Origin of the sequence: Bacteroides sp. ET336, assembly GCF_024733815.1 — a bacterium.
GTDB classification, from domain to species: domain Bacteria; phylum Bacteroidota; class Bacteroidia; order Bacteroidales; family Bacteroidaceae; genus Phocaeicola; species Phocaeicola cellulolyticus.
Map to the genome: position 1 here is coordinate 89377 of NZ_JANRHK010000007.1, position 17498 is coordinate 106874.

At 43.3% G+C, this 17498-nt stretch carries 13 protein-coding genes and 1 pseudogene; 7 read left to right on the top strand and 7 right to left on the bottom strand.

Annotation, left to right across the window (positions count from 1 at the left end; translation table 11 throughout):
- Positions 1-204: 204 nt before the first annotated feature.
- The 4 genes from lysS to NW213_RS08645 all read left to right on the top strand — a co-directional run bounded on the left by lysS (position 205) and on the right by NW213_RS08645 (position 5203).
- Positions 205-1935 (top strand): lysine--tRNA ligase, encoded by a 1731-nt coding sequence (gene lysS, locus NW213_RS08630; RefSeq protein ID WP_154043950.1) that lies wholly within the window; start codon positions 205-207, stop codon positions 1933-1935.
- 96 nt (positions 1936-2031) lie between these two features.
- On the top strand, positions 2032-3027 hold the full coding sequence (locus NW213_RS08635; protein WP_154043951.1) for an NAD(P)H-dependent glycerol-3-phosphate dehydrogenase: 996 nt from the start codon (positions 2032-2034) through the stop codon (positions 3025-3027).
- 10 nt (positions 3028-3037) lie between these two features.
- Positions 3038-4387, top strand: coding sequence for a glucose-6-phosphate isomerase (locus NW213_RS08640; protein ID WP_154043952.1), 1350 nt, complete (start codon positions 3038-3040; stop codon positions 4385-4387).
- An 84-nt stretch (positions 4388-4471) separates the two neighbouring features.
- Positions 4472-5203: an HAD-IA family hydrolase gene (locus NW213_RS08645; RefSeq protein WP_154043953.1), complete on the top strand. Its 732-nt coding sequence runs from the start codon at positions 4472-4474 to the stop codon at positions 5201-5203.
- A 70-nt stretch (positions 5204-5273) separates the two neighbouring features.
- Here the strand turns inward: NW213_RS08645 and NW213_RS08650 are convergent, their stop codons facing one another.
- Complete coding sequence (locus tag NW213_RS08650; RefSeq protein ID WP_154043954.1) at positions 5274-6476, bottom strand: ROK family transcriptional regulator; 1203 nt, start codon at positions 6474-6476, stop codon at positions 5274-5276.
- A gap of 183 nt (positions 6477-6659) precedes the next feature.
- Here NW213_RS08650 and nagB point away from each other — a divergent pair, with 183 nt between their 5' ends.
- The 3 genes from nagB (at position 6660) to NW213_RS08665 (ending at position 12215) form a co-directional block, all read left to right on the top strand.
- Positions 6660-7451 (top strand): glucosamine-6-phosphate deaminase, encoded by a 792-nt coding sequence (gene nagB, locus NW213_RS08655; protein WP_235339523.1) that lies wholly within the window; start codon positions 6660-6662, stop codon positions 7449-7451.
- 22 nt (positions 7452-7473) lie between these two features.
- Complete coding sequence (locus NW213_RS08660; RefSeq protein WP_258322498.1) at positions 7474-9459, top strand: glucosamine-6-phosphate deaminase; 1986 nt, start codon at positions 7474-7476, stop codon at positions 9457-9459.
- A gap of 125 nt (positions 9460-9584) precedes the next feature.
- Positions 9585-12215 (top strand): transglutaminase domain-containing protein, encoded by a 2631-nt coding sequence (locus NW213_RS08665; protein WP_258322499.1) that lies wholly within the window; start codon positions 9585-9587, stop codon positions 12213-12215.
- On the opposite strand, the gene NW213_RS08670 is transcribed toward NW213_RS08665, so the two are convergent.
- From NW213_RS08670 to NW213_RS08695, 6 genes and pseudogenes are all read right to left on the bottom strand, one after another.
- Positions 12202-12948 carry a copper homeostasis protein CutC gene (locus NW213_RS08670; RefSeq protein WP_258322500.1) on the bottom strand — a complete coding sequence of 249 codons (747 nt, stop codon included), beginning with the start codon at positions 12946-12948 and terminating at the stop codon, positions 12202-12204. The genes NW213_RS08665 and NW213_RS08670 overlap by 14 nt on opposite strands.
- A gap of 111 nt (positions 12949-13059) precedes the next feature.
- Positions 13060-13353, bottom strand: a pseudogene (locus NW213_RS08675) (4Fe-4S binding protein); the annotation flags it as partial.
- A 5-nt stretch (positions 13354-13358) separates the two neighbouring features.
- Positions 13359-14069 carry a dihydrofolate reductase family protein gene (locus tag NW213_RS08680; protein ID WP_071148866.1) on the bottom strand — a complete coding sequence of 237 codons (711 nt, stop codon included), beginning with the start codon at positions 14067-14069 and terminating at the stop codon, positions 13359-13361.
- Between the two features lie 7 nt (positions 14070-14076).
- Complete coding sequence (locus NW213_RS08685) at positions 14077-14982, bottom strand: helix-turn-helix domain-containing protein (RefSeq protein WP_258322501.1); 906 nt, start codon at positions 14980-14982, stop codon at positions 14077-14079.
- Between the two features lie 203 nt (positions 14983-15185).
- A complete protein-coding gene (locus NW213_RS08690) occupies positions 15186-16295 on the bottom strand; it encodes an alpha/beta hydrolase (RefSeq protein WP_258322502.1) in 1110 nt (369 codons plus the stop codon).
- A gap of 21 nt (positions 16296-16316) precedes the next feature.
- Positions 16317-17483, bottom strand: coding sequence for an aldo/keto reductase (locus NW213_RS08695; protein ID WP_258322503.1), 1167 nt, complete (start codon positions 17481-17483; stop codon positions 16317-16319).
- Between the last annotated feature and the right edge of the window lie 15 nt (positions 17484-17498).

The window sequence follows — 17498 nt, forward strand, 5'->3', positions numbered from 1 at the left end:
ATAACTCACAAAAAATTACGACATTTTATTTGACATTTGCAAACATTTGAATACTTTTGATAGCAGAAGAGGACATTTGGCACAATAAAAAAGATTTCAAAAGAGACACACATAGGGTTATTTAAGCAAAAAGTATCATACATATATTAATATATTCCGAAATGTTTCTTATTTTTGTACCAAAATATAGTTAATATATAAGAAATGAACGTATTAGAACTAAGTGAACAGGAAATTATCAGACGCAACAGTCTGAATGAGATGAGAGCTATGGGCATAGACCCGTATCCTGCAGCAGAGTATGTAACAAACGCATTTTCTACTGATATAAAAGATGAATTCAAAGACGATGAGGCAGAACCTCGCATGGTTTCTGTAGCCGGACGTATTATGTCACGCCGTGTAATGGGTAAAGCTTCTTTCATTGAATTACAAGATTCCAAAGGCCGTATTCAGGTTTATATCACTCGCGATGACATCTGTCCTGATGAAAATAAGGATTTATACAATGTAGTTTTCAAACGTTTACTTGATTTGGGCGACTTTGTCGGTATCGAAGGTTTCGTATTCCGCACTCAGATGGGTGAAATCTCAATCCACGCAAAGAAACTTACAGTTCTATCTAAATCAATCAAACCGCTTCCTATCGTAAAATATAAAGATGGAGTGGCTTACGACAAGTTCGAAGATCCTGAACTCCGTTACCGCCAGCGTTATGTTGACCTCGTGGTAAACGACGGAGTGAAAGACATATTCCTCAAGCGCAACAAAGTTTACAATTCAATGCGCGAATACTTCAACTCTAAAGGCTATATCGAAGTTGAAACTCCTATTCTTCAAGCTATCGCAGGTGGTGCGGCTGCACGTCCGTTCATCACTCACCACAATGCGCTTGACATTCCTTTGTACATGCGTATCGCCAGCGAGCTATACCTGAAACGTCTTATCGTTGGTGGTTTCGAAGGTGTTTACGAAATCGGTAAGAACTTCCGTAACGAAGGTATGGACCGTACACACAATCCAGAGTTCACTTGTATGGAAATCTATGTAGCATACAAGGACTACAACTGGATGATGAAATTTACTGAAAACATGATTGAAAAGATCTGTCTTGACGTAAACGGTACTACAGAAGTGAAGGTGGGCGACAATATCATCAACTTCAAGGCTCCATTCAAGCGTGTGACTATGCTTGATTCTATCAAGGAATTCACAGGCTATGACCTTACAGGTATGAACGAAGACCAGATTCGTGAAGTTTGCAAGAAGCTCAATATGGAAATTGACGATACTATGGGTAAAGGCAAGCTTATCGACGAAATCTTCGGCGAATTCTGCGAAGGCAACTACATACAGCCTACATTCATCACTGACTACCCTATCGAAATGTCTCCGCTTACTAAACGTCACCGCAGCAATCCTGACTTGACAGAACGTTTCGAACTTATGGTTAACGGTAAGGAATTGTGTAACGCTTACTCAGAGCTTAACGACCCTATCGACCAGCTTGAACGTTTCGAAGAGCAGATGAGACTTAGCGAAAAGGGAGACGACGAAGCTATGATTATCGACAAGGACTTCGTTCGTGCACTTGAATACGGTATGCCTCCTACATCAGGTATGGGTATCGGTATGGACCGTCTGGTTATGCTTATGACTGGTCAGAGCACAATACAGGAAGTATTATTCTTCCCTCAGATGAGACCTGAAAAGGTGATACCAAAGGATGCTCCTGCTAAATTCATGGAAATAGGTGTTCCGGAAGAATGGGTAGCACTGATCCAGAAAGCCGGATACAACATGGTAGCCGACATGAAGGACGTAAATCCTCAGAAACTTCACATGGACATCTGCGGAGTAAACAAGAAGTATAAACTTGAGCTTAAGAATCCTACAGTTGACGAAGTCAGCAATTGGATACAGAATATAAAATAAGTATTTAGGTTTTTAAGTTTGTAAGTATCTGATTTGGTTCAGGACTTACAAACTTAAAGACTTTATGACTTAAAAACCAATAAAACAATTACCAAAGTGAAATTCCCTGGTAAAATAGCTATTATGGGAGGAGGTAGCTGGGCCACAGCTATCGCAAAGATTATTCTTACCCAAGCCGAATCAATAAACTGGTATATGCGTAGAGACGACAGAATAGAAGATTTCAAACGTCTCGGGCATAATCCGGCTTATCTGACCAGTGTACGCTTCAACGTAAAGAATATCAACTTTTCATCAGATATAAATAAGGTAGTAAGAGAATCAGACACACTGATTTTCGTTACTCCATCACCTTACCTTAAAAGTCATCTAAAGAAACTGAAAACAAAAATCAAGGACAAATTCATAGTGACAGCCATAAAAGGTATTGTTCCTGACGAGAACCTTATTGTTTCTGACTATTTTAATAAGGTATATGATGTTCCTGAAGAAAACATTGCCGTATTGGCAGGTCCGTGCCATGCAGAGGAAGTGGCACTTGAACGCCTTTCTTACCTTACCGTTGGCTGTAAGGACATTGAAAAGGCAAAAATCTTTGCACAACAACTGGCAGGTCATTACATTAAAACTTCAGTAAACACCGATGTGGCTGGTATTGAATATGCTTCAGTATTGAAAAACGTTTATGCTATTGCAGCAGGTATATGCAGCGGTCTGAAATACGGAGACAATTTCCAGGCGGTACTAATTTCCAACGCTATTCAAGAAATGAACCGTTTCCTGAATACAGTACATCCAGTGGACAGATGCACCAACGATTCTGCCTATCTTGGCGACTTGCTGGTGACAAGCTATTCCAATTTCAGCCGCAACCGTGTTTTCGGTACGATGATAGGAAAAGGATACTCTGTGAAAAGTGCACAGATAGAAATGGAAATGATTGCCGAAGGTTATTACGGAACAAAATGTATCAAGGAACTGAACAAACATTTACACGTTAATATGCCTATAGTTGATGCTGTCTATAACATATTGTACGAACGCATAAATCCTATGATAGAAATAAAGCTTTTAACAGACTCATTCAGATAAACTTTTGAATATGGAAAATATTAAATTAAACATCGAAAATTCTGCCAGCTTCATGGCAGAAGGCAAATTGGCTTCTTACGAGCCATTGGTTAAGACTTATATGGAAACTCTTGAAAAAGGTACAGGACTTGGAAACGACTTCCTGGGCTGGCTTCACCTTCCATCTTCTATAACAAAAGAACATATCGAAGACATCAAAGCTACAGCAGCTGTTCTTCGTGAAAACTGCGAAGTAGTGGTTGTTGCAGGTATCGGTGGTAGCTATCTTGGTGCACGTGCCGTTATCGAAGCTATGTCTGACAGCTTCCAGTGGTTGAAAGAAAAGAAAGCAGGCGAACCTACTATCGTTTTCGCAGGACACAACATCGGCGAAGACTATCTTTATGAACTGACAAGCTTCTTGAAAGACAAGAAATTCGGTGTAATCAACATATCAAAATCAGGTACTACAACAGAAACTGCTCTTGCTTTCCGTCTTCTTAAAAAGCAGTGCGAAGACCAGCGCGGCAAGGAAATGGCACGCAAGGTTATCGTAGCCGTTACAGACGCAAAGAAAGGTGCTGCACGTGTAACAGCCGACAACGAAGGCTACAAATCATTCATCATCCCTGACAACGTAGGCGGACGTTTCTCTGTTCTTACTCCGGTAGGTTTGCTTCCTATCGCAGTAGCAGGCATCGACATCGAAAAGCTAGTTGAAGGTGCACGCAAAATGGAAGAAGTTTGTGCTAACGAAAATATGTACGAAAACCCTGCTGCCCTTTATGCTGCAACTCGTAACGAGCTCTACCGCAACGGCAAGAAGATTGAAATTTTGGTTAACTTCCAGCCAAAACTACATTACTTCAACGAATGGTGGAAACAGCTTTACGGCGAATCTGAAGGTAAGGACGGTAAAGGTATCTACCCAAGTTCAGTTGACTTCTCAACAGACCTTCACTCAATGGGTCAGTGGATTCAGGAAGGCGAACGTACTATCTTCGAAACAGTAGTATCTATAGAAACTCCTAACCACGAATTGCGTGTTCCTACAGATGAACAGAACCTTGATGGACTTAACTTCCTTGCAGGCAAGAGAGTTGACGAAGTAAACAAGATGGCAGAACTTGGTACTCAGTTGGCACACGTTGACGGTGGTGTTCCAAACATGAGAGTATCTGTTCCTGCATTGAACGAATACTACATCGGACAGTTGATTTACTTCTTCGAAAAAGCTTGTGGTATCAGCGGATATATCCTCGAAGTAAACCCATTCAACCAGCCTGGAGTTGAAGCATACAAGAAAAACATGTTTGCTCTGCTCAACAAACCTGGTTACGAAAAAGAATCAGAAGCTATTCAGGCTCGTCTGAAAAAATAAAGATTCATAAACTTACAGAAATAACAAGGCACGTACTACGGCATCGCTGTAATACGTGCCTTTAAATGATATAAAGCACAGGTAATGTTTGAACAAGCAATACAAAACTATTTGAAGGAAAAAGGACATAGCAAGATAAATCTAAAAGCCGTCCTGTTTGATATGGACGGTGTTTTGTTCGATTCAATGAAGAATCATGCAAAAGCATGGAACAAAGCCATGTCTATGTATGGTATGAATCTTAGCGAAGAAGAAGCATACATGCACGAGGGACGCACCGGAGCAAGTACTATTAATATAGTCTGCATGCGCGAAAGAGGCTGCAACGCAGATGAAGAAGAAATAAAGAAAATATACCAAACCAAAAGTGATATTTTCAACACTCTCCCAAAGGCTGAACCTATGCCGGGAGCCTATACTTTACTCCGTAATATCAAAGAATCCGGACTTCAGCCCGTGTTGGTCACAGGATCAGGACAACTGTCACTGATAGACAATCTGAACCATCATTTCCCCGGAATATTCCAAAAAGAATTCATGGTTACTGCATTCGACGTTAAATACGGCAAACCAAATCCTGAGCCATATCTTATGGGATTGAAAAAAGCAGGAATTGCACCAAACGAAGCTGTTGTAGTAGAAAATGCACCACTAGGGGTAAAAGCAGGAGTTGCAGCAGGTATATTTACAATAGCTGTAAATACAGGACCGTTACCAGACTCAGCACTGCTAGATGAAGGCGCAAACCTTCTGTTCGGTTCCATGCAGGAACTTTCTGAAAAATGGGATAATCTTAGAAAAGAAATAAACCTATAAAAGAAAAGCTGTCAAGTAGTCATATATACCTGACAGCTTTCACCTTAAATATCAAAGATAACAATATTAATTATATTACAAAAAGATTACTTCTTGACAATAAAGCGGCTCCAACAGCATTTGCCTTTTCTTTCAATTCGGACAATACGATATCCGAATCACGATACATCATATTCAAAGTATGTTTTCTGATTGCAGAAATAACCGGATGAAGAAGATAATCTCCTACCCTTGACAAATCACCGCCGATAATAACCTGTTCGGGATTGAATATATTAATCAATCCACCTATATGACGACCAAGCTTTTGTCCTATCTCTTCTACGAGTTCAATAGCAAGAACATCCTCTCTGTCAACAGCATTGAAAATATCGTCAAGCTCAATTTCTTCTATAGACTTTTCTTTCAATATTACGGAGCTTTCTCCATTTTTAAGTCTTTCGATAAATTTTCTATATAAAGCAGAGCAGGAAACTTCCGTTTCTATACATCCCTTCTTTCCACAATGACATATCTGCTGATTGTCATATCCGAAGTTATGTCCAAACTCTCCGGCAAATCCTGACATTCCATTGTATAATTTTCCGTCGATTATTATACCCATTCCCAATCCCCAACTTATATTAATGAAAATAAGGTTCTTCGGGCATTTTACAGAATGTAACATATACTCACCATAAGCAGTAGTCCTACTGTCATTATCAACACAGGCATTGATTCCAATCCTGTCGGTAATCATTTCGCTGATTGGTGTCTGTGCAAAATTGAATGTTCCATAGCTACATCCTGTCACAGGATTTACTCGTCCGTGCAATCCCAAACAAACATTGAGATATTTTTCTTTCTTGTAAGGTAACGAATCTATGTACAACAAAATTTCGTCGCACATTTTATCCAGACATTCAACAGTATTTTCGCGTTTGAAAGGTATTTTGGTCTTAAAATCAACGATTTCACCTCTAAAATTAACCACACAGAAGCTCAAATAAGTCTGTGCTGCTTCTACCCCAAGGAAATAGCCTGCATCGGGATTCAGACCATATAAATTAGGATGTCGCCCACCATTTGTTTCCAACTTACCATTATCATCTACATACCCGTCCTCGCACATTTCATCTATCAGTTTTGTAATAGTAGGAATACTTAAATCCATATCTTTAGAAAGGTCGGTTATTGTAGCATCACCATTGTATATAAAGTGAGTGATAATACGACGTTTCATCGTAGCACTCTTAGTTCCTTTCTTAATTTCATCCAATAGCCTCTGTCCCATATTTATAGTTTTTATAGTATATGCTACAAAAATAATAGTTTTTTTTAATATCACACCAATAAAAAATCTTTTTTTTTATTTGCCTTTCTAATTTATGATAGGTATCTTTGCATAGTTATCAAAATATTTTCATTACAAGAATATAGTTAACTAAATTTATAAACTAATAAAACCAAAAAAATCATGAGAGTAATTATCGAACCAGATTATCAGTCAATCTCTAATTGGGCTGCAAACTATGTTGCAAAAAAAATCAATGCAGCTAATCCTACAAAAGAAAAACCTTTCGTTTTGGGTCTTCCTACAGGTTCATCTCCACTTGGAATGTACAAAGCTCTGATTGAACTGAACAAACAGGGTAAGGTATCATTCAAGAACGTCGTTACATTCAACATGGACGAATACGTAGGCCTTCCTGAATCACACCCTGAAAGCTATCACTCTTTCATGTTCAATAACTTCTTCAATCATATAGACATCTGTAAAGAGAATATACATATACTGAACGGTAACGCAGCTGACCTTGAAGCTGAATGTGCCAACTACGAAAAGGAAATCGAAAAATTCGGTGGTATAGATTTGTTCCTTGGCGGTATCGGTCCTGACGGACACATTGCATTCAACGAACCGGGTTCATCACTTACATCACGTACACGCGTAAAGACTCTTACTACAGATACTATCATCGCAAACTCACGTTTCTTCGACAATGATGTAAACAAAGTTCCTAAGACAGCTCTTACTGTAGGTGTAGGAACAGTTCTTTCAGCAAAAGAAGTATTGATTATCTGTAACGGACACAACAAAGCACGCGCATTGCAGCATGCAGTAGAAGGCGGTATCACACAGATGTGGACTATCAGTGCTTTGCAGATGCACCAGCACGGTATCATCGTATGCGACGAAGCTGCTACAGACGAACTTAAAGTAGGTACATACAAATACTTTAAGGATATAGAAAAAAACAATCTTTAATAACTTAAAAAAACGAGAGTTTATGCGTACAAACCTAACATCGCAAATCTCAATGAACAATGTATCAACACGCTATTACAAGCCTGAAAATGCTGTTGAACGTTCGGTAATCACAAGATTCGAAAAAATTACAACAAATATTTTCGAATCCATGGACGAAGGAACACAGCATATTTCAGATGAAATAATAGCAAAGATACAGGACAGACAGCGTGAAGGAAAATTCTGTACAATAGCATTAGGTACAGGCTCATCACTACGCCCATTGTTCACAGAGCTGATTCGCCGTCATAAAGACGAAGGCGTAAGCTTCAGAAATGTAATTTTATTCAACCTGTATGAATTCTACCCTGTAAACGAAGGTGCAGGAAGTACTTTCAGCCATCTGATGAAACAGTTCATCTCTCAGGTTGACATCGACAGACAGAATATCTTCACAATGGAGGGCAGTATTCCACAGGATGCCATCATCGACCATTGCAGACTATACGAACAAAGAATACAGACATTCGGAGGTATAGATATCGCTATACTTGGAATAGGAAGAAAAGGAATCATAGGTATGAATGAACCTGGTTCACAAGCCAGTTCATCTACACGCCTGATTTTGCTTGACAGTACTTCACGTTCGGAAGCGGCTCACAATCTTGGTGTTGACAATCTCCCTCCTTGCTCCATTACAATGGGTATCAAAACCATTCTTGGCGCAAGAAAGGTATTCCTGCTAGCATGGGGTGAGGACAAAGCAGAAATCATACGCAAGACTGTAGAAGAAAAAATTACAGACACACTGCCTGCTTCATACCTTCAGATGCACACAAATGCAGTGGTATGCACAGACCTTGCTGCCGCAGCTTATCTGACAAGAATACAACGCCCTTGGCTGGTTACAAACTGCGAATGGAATAACAAGCTTATCAGAAGCGCTATTGTTTGGTTGTGCCAGACATTAGGCAAACCTATCCTGAAACTGACCAACAAGGATTACAATGACAATGGTCTGAGTGAACTTCTTGCTCTTTACGGTTCTGCATACAATGTAAACATCAAGGTATTCAACGACCTTCAGCACACTATCACAGGATGGCCGGGCGGAAAGCCTAACGCTGACGACACTTACCGTCCTGAAAGAGCAAAACCATTCCCTAAAAGAGTTATCGTATTCTCTCCACACCCAGACGATGATGTCATTTCAATGGGTGGAACACTGAGACGACTTGTTCAGCAGGGACATGAAGTACACGTAGCATACCAGACTTCAGGAAATATTGCCGTAGGCGATGAAGAAGTTGTAAGATTCATGCACTTCATCAATGGTTTCAATCAGTTGTTCGACGACAACCAGAACCAGACTATCAGCGACAAGTACGCCGAAATAAAGAAGTTCTTTGCCGAAAAGAAAGAAGGCGACATGGATTCAAGAGACATTCTTACCATCAAAGGACTCATCCGTAGAGGTGAAGCACGTACAGCATGTACATACAACAATATTCCTTTGTCAAGATGTCACTTCCTCGACCTTCCATTCTACGAAACCGGTAAGATTGAAAAGAACCCTATCAGCCTTCCTGACATTGAAATAGTACTTAACCTTCTTAGAGAAGTAAAACCTCATCAGATTTATGTGGCAGGCGATTTGGCCGACCCTCATGGAACTCACAGGGTATGTACTGATGCCGTATTTGCAGCTATCGACGAAGAAAAGAATGCCGGAGCCGAATGGCTTAAAGACTGCAGAATATGGATGTATCGTGGAGCATGGGCAGAATGGGAAATAGAGAACATCGAAATGGCTGTTCCTCTGAGTCCTGAAGAATTGCGTGCAAAACGTAACTCAATCCTAAAACACCAGTCACAGATGGAAAGTGCTCCATTCCTTGGCAACGACGAACGTCTGTTCTGGCAAAGAAGTGAAGACCGTAACCGCGGAACTGCATCTCTTTACGACGGATTGGGATTGGCATGTTACGAAGCAATGGAAGCATTCGTTGAGTACAAGCCTCTATAAAAACAATATTAATTCCAATATAAAATCCTGCGAAGCTTTCTCTTTGCAGGATTTTTTGTTTTTATGAAATAAATTACTGTAAATGTTATATCTTTACCCAGAAATCAACTAACAAAAACACAATTATGTTAAGACATCTATTCTTTTCGCTAAGCCTGGCTTCAGCATGTCTGCTGACAGGTTGCCACAATGAAAAACATTTCATAAACGATTCGGACTACAGATTAAAGGTAGAAAACGACTTTGCAGAAAAAAAGACAATACTGAAAAACGGAAATCTGTTCGAAATATTCAATACAGAAATGACTGCCCAAGAAAAAGAAGCATTACAGTTTCTTTATGCCTATATGCCACTAAGCGACATAGCAGACAATTCCGGTGATTTCTTCCTTGAAAATATCCGTCTTTCATTCAAGATAAGAGAAGCCTCATCATGGGGAAAGAGTATTCCCGAAGATATCTTCAGACACTTTGTACTCCCCATAAGAGTCAACAACGAAAATCTTGACAATTCGAGAGCATATTTTCAGAACGAATTATGGCCAAGAGTAAAAAATCTGTCAATGCATGATGCCGTACTCGAAACCAACCACTGGTGCCATGAGAAAGCCACTTATACTCCATCCGACAGCCGTACAAGTTCTCCACTGGCTACAATAAAGACAGCCTACGGAAGATGCGGTGAAGAATCTACACTACTTGTCGCAGCACTCCGTGCCATAGGCATCCCGGCACGCCAGGTATATACACCCCGTTGGGCACACACAGACGACAACCATGCATGGGTAGAAGCATGGGTGGACGGCAAATGGTGTTTTCTCGGAGCATGCGAACCGGAACCTATACTTAACCTGGGATGGTTCAACTCGCCCGCAAGCAGAGGAATGCTTATGCACACAAAAGTATTCGGATCGTACAGCGGAAAAGAAGAAAAGATGATTCAGACTGCCAACTATACAGAAATAAACATCATAGAAAATTATGCAGACAAATCGTCTGTCACCGTTACAGTAAAAGACGACAAAGGAAATGCTGTAGAAGGAGCGAACGTAGAGTTCAAACTATACAACTATGCAGAATTCTTCACTGTATATAAGCAGAAAAGCAATGCACAGGGACAGGTTTCACTATCAGCCGGTCTTGGCGACATGATGGTATATGTTTCTAATGGTGATAAGTTCGGTTTTAGAAAAGTATCATTCGGAAAAGAAAAGACAGTAGAAATCATTCTGGGACACAATGTAAATGATGCCTATTGTGAAAATATGGATATAGTGCCTCCTGCAGAGAATACCAAACTACCGTCCGTAACAGAAGAACAACGCAACGAGAATGATATAAGACTACATCATGAAGATTCCATCAGAAATGCCTATATAGCTACATTCTCAAACAGGGAGAGCATCGATAAGTTCGCCAAAGAAAACAGTCTGAAAAACGAAGATATAGAAGGATTCATCATCAAGTCAAGAGGTAATTATGCTGAAATCATGGAATTCCTGAGTAATTCCTCAAAAAACGAAATGTACAAAAAAGCGATAGAGTTATTAAAGAACATCACCGACAAAGACTTGAGAGATACACCATGCAGTGTTCTTGAAGACCACCTCTACAATACTCCGAACGACGCCAGTGCGGAATATGTGCTTTGTCCGCGTGTAGATAATGAACTTCTCACCCCCTACCGTTCATTCCTGCAGAAAGAAATTCCGGAAAGTCTGAAATCTGAATTCACATCAAATCCTCAAACTCTTGTAAAATGGTGCTCGGACAGCATTACCGTAAGAAATGACCTGAACAAAGGCGGTGCTCCTACATCACCTATAGGAACATGGAGATGCAGGGTTGTAGATTCCCAATCATGCGAAATATTCTTTGTGGCAGCTGCCAGAAGCCTCAACATACCGGCATGGAAAGACGCCGTAACAGGAAATATCTATTATACAGACAATGGCAAAACTCATCAGGTTGACTTCGAAATATCAGAAACTTCAAAAACTCCGGAAGGCACGCTGAAAGCCACATACAAGCCTATCCCGAGACTGAACGATCCGAAATATTATACCCACTTCACAATATCAAAATATGAGGAAGGCAGTTTCAAACTGCTGAACTATCCTGAAAATGCAACATGGAGTTCATTGCTGAAAAACGGTCTTAAAATTGAAGAAGGATACTATATGCTCACTACCGGCAGCCGTCTGGCAAACGGAAGTGTCATGAGTAATGTTTCATTCTTCACTGTAGAAAAAGATAAAGAAACAAAAATAGAACTGACCATGCGCGACAATGCTGAAGAAATAAGAGTTATCGGCAATTTCAACTCCGAACTGAAATACACCGATATCACCACAAAAACAGAAACATCCATACTCTCTACAACAGGAAGAGGATATTTCGTTGTCGGCATATTGGGTACCGGTCAGGAACCTACAAACCACGCGCTGAAAGATATAGAAATCAAAAAGGAAGAATTTGAAAAATGGGGACGCAAAATGATACTGTTATTCCCTGACGAAAAGTCTTACAGAAAATTCTCTCCAACCGATTTTCCAAATCTTCCTTCAAATATTGTTTACGGTATAGACACCAACAATGCTATAAGAAACGAGATTTCACAGAACATGAAACTCTCAAACGGAGGCAATCTGCCAATATTCATTATCGGCGATACATTCAACCGTGTTGTCTTCCAGATTGACGGTTACACCATAGGAACAGGCGAACAGCTTATCAGAACAATCAACGGTCTGTAAGCGCACCAATTGTGTTTCTTACACGGGCAGCGGTAGTCACCGGAGTGAGATACTCATCTACCGTCACCGTTCCACCCATAGACAGAGCCGGATTGCGATACAGCATCCGGCTTTCCTTATTCTCACGTGCGGAGAAATGGAATTCCGATGCACCAGTTTTAGTAGCCAGTTCGCGAATATTTCCTTCATTAACTCCGCAGCCAGGCATTATAATAATCCTGCCGGCAGACTGTTTCACAAGCGATGCAAGCAACTCTGCTCCCTCGGCGGCTGTAGGTTGCTGACCGGAAGTAAGTATTCTTGACACTCCCATCCCGATAAGGCTTTCCATAACTTCAGCCGGATGGCGAACATAATCGAATGCCCGATGGAATGTAATATTCATTCCTTCAGACGCCTTAACCAAACGTGTCATTGCAGGCATGTCAAGTTCAGCTTCAGGAGTCAGACAGCCGAACACCACTCCATCAGCACCCGCCGCTTTCACAGCACGTATATCCTCTTCCATTATATCCAACTCCAATGGAGAATAGACAAAGTCTCCCCCGCGCGGACGTATTATGACGTGCAGTTTTATATCCAGCAACCGTCTGGCAAGTCTGACCTCCCCTATTGAAGGAGTTGTTCCTCCTTCAGGCATTGAGGCACAGAGTTCAACACGATGCGCTCCACCTTCCTGGGCCGCAAGACAACTTTCCACCGAATTGGCACAAATTTCAAAAGTATATTCCATAGCTTGATTAATTTTCAACGCAGACAAAGTAACATTAAAATATCAACAAATCGCAATATTTCATTAAATAAAATAACTAATGGCCGGACTTAAACTGGAAAAATTCCTCTATATCTCAGGATGTAATGAAAAATCAGTCTTTTTCTGTTTCTTGCCCACCCAAGCGATGATGTCCTGCATCACGCCTAATGGACAAATGATTGAGCAGTACACCCGTCAGAAGGCAAGTGTCAGCAGCACGAGGAACACCACAACTCCCACATTCAACGCCAAGAGCGCAGGCAGGAACTGTATTTTGGCCGTCCAGCCCAACCAAGCGTGCAGCGTCCCCGTGAAGTCGAGGAACAACAGCGTGACGGCGGTGAAGAACAGGACGGCAAGCGTCAGTCTGATTTTGCGTAACATACTTCTCAACTGTTTTTATGGAATTTATATCGTAACCAAACCACCCCGTCCTCCATCTCTTTCACAGATAGCAGTTCAAGCGACTGCCCTTGCGAGGGATTTCCTTTGCCAATATAATGGAAGATGGATGTGGAGCCTGCTGAACCGTCGATGCCCGGATATATGACAAGGCTCAACTCGTCTATCAGTCCGGCTTGCAGGAACGCACCGTCTATGATGCCTCCGCCTTGCAGCGAGAGTGATTCCACGCCAAAGGTCTCCGCCAATGTATGCATCGCCGTGCGGAGGTCATCGCCTTTTGATCCGGCAAACAGATAGGAGATTCCTTTCTTCTGAAGATACTCCAAATAGAACGCAGGAGCCGTTTCAGGCAGGATGCAGACGATGCTGTCGCCCCTTACGGTAGCGGATTCATAGAGAATGTCCGCATCCGGGTCGGCTACCACAAAGAGACGGGTTGAAGTGCGCTCGGCAATAAACGGTGCAGGATGAGCTAACGGCGTGGTGTCCTGCGTATGAAATTTCTTTGGGAAATAGCCTTCACACAACGTGTTCTTGCCGAACATCCAAACGTCGGTATTTAGTTGGCGACCGATGGCGGCATAGATGCCCATCAGTTCGCCTTTGCTCTTCCCATTATATGGTTCCGTCCAGCGGTCAGTCAGCAGCCGACCATCCACGGAACCCATTACGTGACAAATAATTTGCGGGTACATATCGTTATCAATTTAGTTTATAATCCGGGGTCAATAGATAGTGCTCAGGTTGGCATCCGAATACCTGCCGATATAAAAGAGCCAACAGGCGTGGCTGATAGAAGCCGAACTCTCCGGCAACCTGTTCCAACGGACAGCCTTCCTTGTGGACACGCTTTTTGATGTACTCCATCATTCTGATGCGTATATATTCGGCAAGCATTTTCCCGGTTTCTGCCCGTACAAAGTCGTTCAAGTACGCAGGTGAAAGGGAGGACAAAGCGGATTCTACCTTACTTATACCGCCTTCCACAGACTTTTGTCCGCATAATGAAAAATATTGGGAAAGCGTTTTGTCCAGCTTCTCCATATATTCCCCGTCAATGTCGGTGCGGCAGGCAAATTGCCGTTCATAGAAACGAACGCAGTAGTCCAACAGCAGTTCCAGCCCGGCAGATACAAGGCGTAGGCTGTGGCGGTCAATATCGCGCCGCAGTTCCTCGTGGAGATGTTCCAGACGGTCTTGCACGATGCGCTTCTCTTGCAAGGAAAGGTGCAAAGACTCGTTCTCCCGGTAATCGAAGAACGTATAGTCGGTTTTCTTGAACACAAGGCTTTTGGTGCTGAACAGCTCCGGGTGGAACAAAATACCGGATATGCTTCCGTCCACGGCATCCTCCCGGCTGATGCACACGATGTCGCCCGGCTTCGTAAATACCAGCGTGCCATATTGGAAATCGGCGCACTTTCTGCCATAACGCGCTTCGCCGCATCGTGTCTGGACAAAGCGGATGGCGTAGAAGTTGCCCGTAAAGCATAATGTGCCGTCGTCCTCCAAGCGTGCCGGGTCGATGACGGCCACTTCCGGGTGCAACGTCGGCTGCCGCATCTGTTTGTTAAACTCGTCTATGGTAAATGTCCGTATATCGTTCATTACTATTTGTTTTATGTCTTGATACAAAAATACCGCCTCCGCCGTGGCGCGTCCATACACAGATTACGGATTGAAGCACCAATTTCGACGAAAGCGGCAAGAGAGCTTTACTAAAGGTCAGACCTTTGGCTACCTCACCTCGGACTTGAGGGTATCTCATGTCCGACCTGAGCCTACCTCATGTCCGGGATGAGATAAGTTCATTACAGATGTTTTCCAAAGAACTCTGTCAGCTTGCCTACCGCCTTTTCCACGTGCTCCGGCACCCAATACGTCTGGATGTGTCTTGCGCCGGGGATGAGATACAGTTCCTTGTTGTCCGTCCCCGTGGCTTTGCTGAAACATTGTTCAGTCATATAGAACGTATCGGCATTGCTGCCCGCCATCATCAGGAGTGGTTGGTTGATGAGGTACATCCCCTCGCTGGCATCAAACGCCATCAAATCCACTAAACTGCTCTTGGTATAGCGGAAAGTGGAGCCGGGATGCGCGTGCGTTTGGAGGTAATACTTGTAGCCGTCACGATAGAGGTCAAAAGGGAGCTGCTTCGCCTGCTCCGGCGAAATGCCGCTCATATCACCCACATATTCCGGTGCTTCGCCATTGGCTTCTTTCTGACGGGCGGCACAGGCATCGGCAAGACGCTCCTGCACATCGCCCATCTGCGAATCAAGAAATCCGTTGCGCCGCACCAGTCCAGAGTTGAACATACTGAGCGTGGCCACTGCCTTGAAGCGTTTGTCCGTCTGCGCGGCTTTCAACGTATAACCGCCTCCGCCACAGATTCCGAGTATGCCGATGCGTTTTGCGTCCACTCCGGGATATTGCGCCAAGATGTCGGCGGCACGGTGTATGTCCTCAATGCGGTTGGCAGGCTTGTCCACGTTGCGCGGCTCTCCCTCGCTTCCGCCCTGATAGGCTGCATCAAAGGCAAGGCAGATGTAGCCCTGCTCTGCCATCCGTTGGCTGTACAGACCTGCCACCTGCTCCTTACAGCCTCCGTTGGGATGCGCCACGACAAGAGCGGGATAGGTTTTCGCCGTGTCATAACCGGCAGGCGTATAAACATTGGCAACCATCGTCAAACCGTTCAATTCGTAGGTGATGCGATGAATGTTCACCTTGCCCGGCTCGTTCTTGGTAATGGCTCCTTGATAGGCCAACCCGAAAGGATTGGAGTTGTGACTCTTTATCGTGTTGAAATCAACTACGGTAAAAGGTTCTGTCACCTTTGACTCAACCTTACTCATTGCGTTGATCGTGCCACAAAAAAACAAGGAAAGACACAACGCAGCAGTTAAAAATCTATTCATATTCATCACATTTTTATTCTTTTAATTGGACTCATTCGATGCAGCAGGCGTATAAGTGTGGTCGTATGTGTAGTCTTGGAAGTTTCCAAAGTTCCAGTCGCCATAGGAAATGTTGAACGACCTTCCCGCATCGCCAAGGTCAATGGCACGGATGGCCGCCATTTCCTCATCGGAAAGCTCAAAGTCGAAGATACTGATGTTTTCAAGGATGTGGTCGGGGTTGGTCGAACCGGGAACAGGACAAAGACCTTCCTGCATGTGCCAGCGGAGGATAATCTGATAGACCGATTTCCCGTGTGCGGCGGCTATCTGCCGGAGTGTGGCATTATCAACGTCACTTCTGTTGTGGTTCAGCGGATACCAGCATTCCACTTGAATATCATAGTTGTCCGCATAGAGTTGTCTGGCTTCTTTTCTTTGGGCAAGCGGGTGGCATTCAATCTGCGCCACTTGCGGCTTGATTACCGCATTCTGCATAATATAGTTGAACGCTTCCATACGGTTGTCGAAATTGCTGATGCCGAGCGCACGTATTCGGCCTGCCTTATACTCCTTTTCCATTATGCGCCAACAGGCAAGTATATCTTCCAACGTGCCGGCGGGGTGATGAATATACACAAGGTCTATGTAATCCACTTGCAACCGTTGGAGCATCCCCTCAAACGCATTCTGCGCATCCGCAAGGTCTCCCGATATTTTGCTGGTCAGCCATATCTCCTCCCGTGGAACGCTGCTTTCCCTTATTCCCCAGCCGACACCACGTTCATTGTAGTAGAACATAGCATCGTCCAGATGACGATAGCCCGACTGGAGTGCCGAGATGACCATGCCACGGACCGTCTCGTTAAGCTCTTGCCGCTGGCTGGCACCTTCCATACTCTGCACTTGGGTTCCCAGTCCGAAACGGGGCATCATAATACCATTGTTCAGCCTGACAAGCGGAACTCCGGCAACCGATGTGATATGGGATACCGCCTGCGGACCTCCATCGGAAGTGTCGCCGCCCGGTGCAGGTTGGGTCACTTCATGGTCGAAATTACTGGCAATGGTATCGTTCTCTCCACCGTCGATTTCCGTACCCGGTTCTTCCGCAATGTTGCTTTCCGAATCTCCGCACGAAGGCAGGACAAGCATACCAAGCAGCAAAGCGGATGCTGCCATAAGCTTTGATAAACAGGTTGTTTTCATTTTCTTCTTATTTGA

Bases quoted from the DNA above. Each gene is read 5' to 3' on its own strand.
- lysS (WP_154043950.1), top strand. From the start codon at position 205: ATGAACGTATTAGAACTAAGTGAACAGGAAATTATCAGACGCAACAGT.
- NW213_RS08640 (WP_154043952.1), top strand. From the start codon at position 3,038: ATGGAAAATATTAAATTAAACATCGAAAATTCTGCCAGCTTCATGGCA.
- NW213_RS08645 (WP_154043953.1), top strand. From the start codon at position 4,472: ATGTTTGAACAAGCAATACAAAACTATTTGAAGGAAAAAGGACATAGC.
- NW213_RS08650 (WP_154043954.1), bottom strand. From the start codon at position 6,476: ATGGGACAGAGGCTATTGGATGAAATTAAGAAAGGAACTAAGAGTGCT.
- nagB (WP_235339523.1), top strand. From the start codon at position 6,660: ATGAGAGTAATTATCGAACCAGATTATCAGTCAATCTCTAATTGGGCT.
- NW213_RS08660 (WP_258322498.1), top strand. From the start codon at position 7,474: ATGCGTACAAACCTAACATCGCAAATCTCAATGAACAATGTATCAACA.
- NW213_RS08665 (WP_258322499.1), top strand. From the start codon at position 9,585: ATGTTAAGACATCTATTCTTTTCGCTAAGCCTGGCTTCAGCATGTCTG.
- NW213_RS08670 (WP_258322500.1), bottom strand. From the start codon at position 12,948: ATGGAATATACTTTTGAAATTTGTGCCAATTCGGTGGAAAGTTGTCTT.
- NW213_RS08680 (WP_071148866.1), bottom strand. From the start codon at position 14,069: ATGTACCCGCAAATTATTTGTCACGTAATGGGTTCCGTGGATGGTCGG.
- NW213_RS08685 (WP_258322501.1), bottom strand. From the start codon at position 14,982: ATGAACGATATACGGACATTTACCATAGACGAGTTTAACAAACAGATG.
- NW213_RS08690 (WP_258322502.1), bottom strand. From the start codon at position 16,295: ATGAATAGATTTTTAACTGCTGCGTTGTGTCTTTCCTTGTTTTTTTGT.
- NW213_RS08695 (WP_258322503.1), bottom strand. From the start codon at position 17,483: ATGAAAACAACCTGTTTATCAAAGCTTATGGCAGCATCCGCTTTGCTG.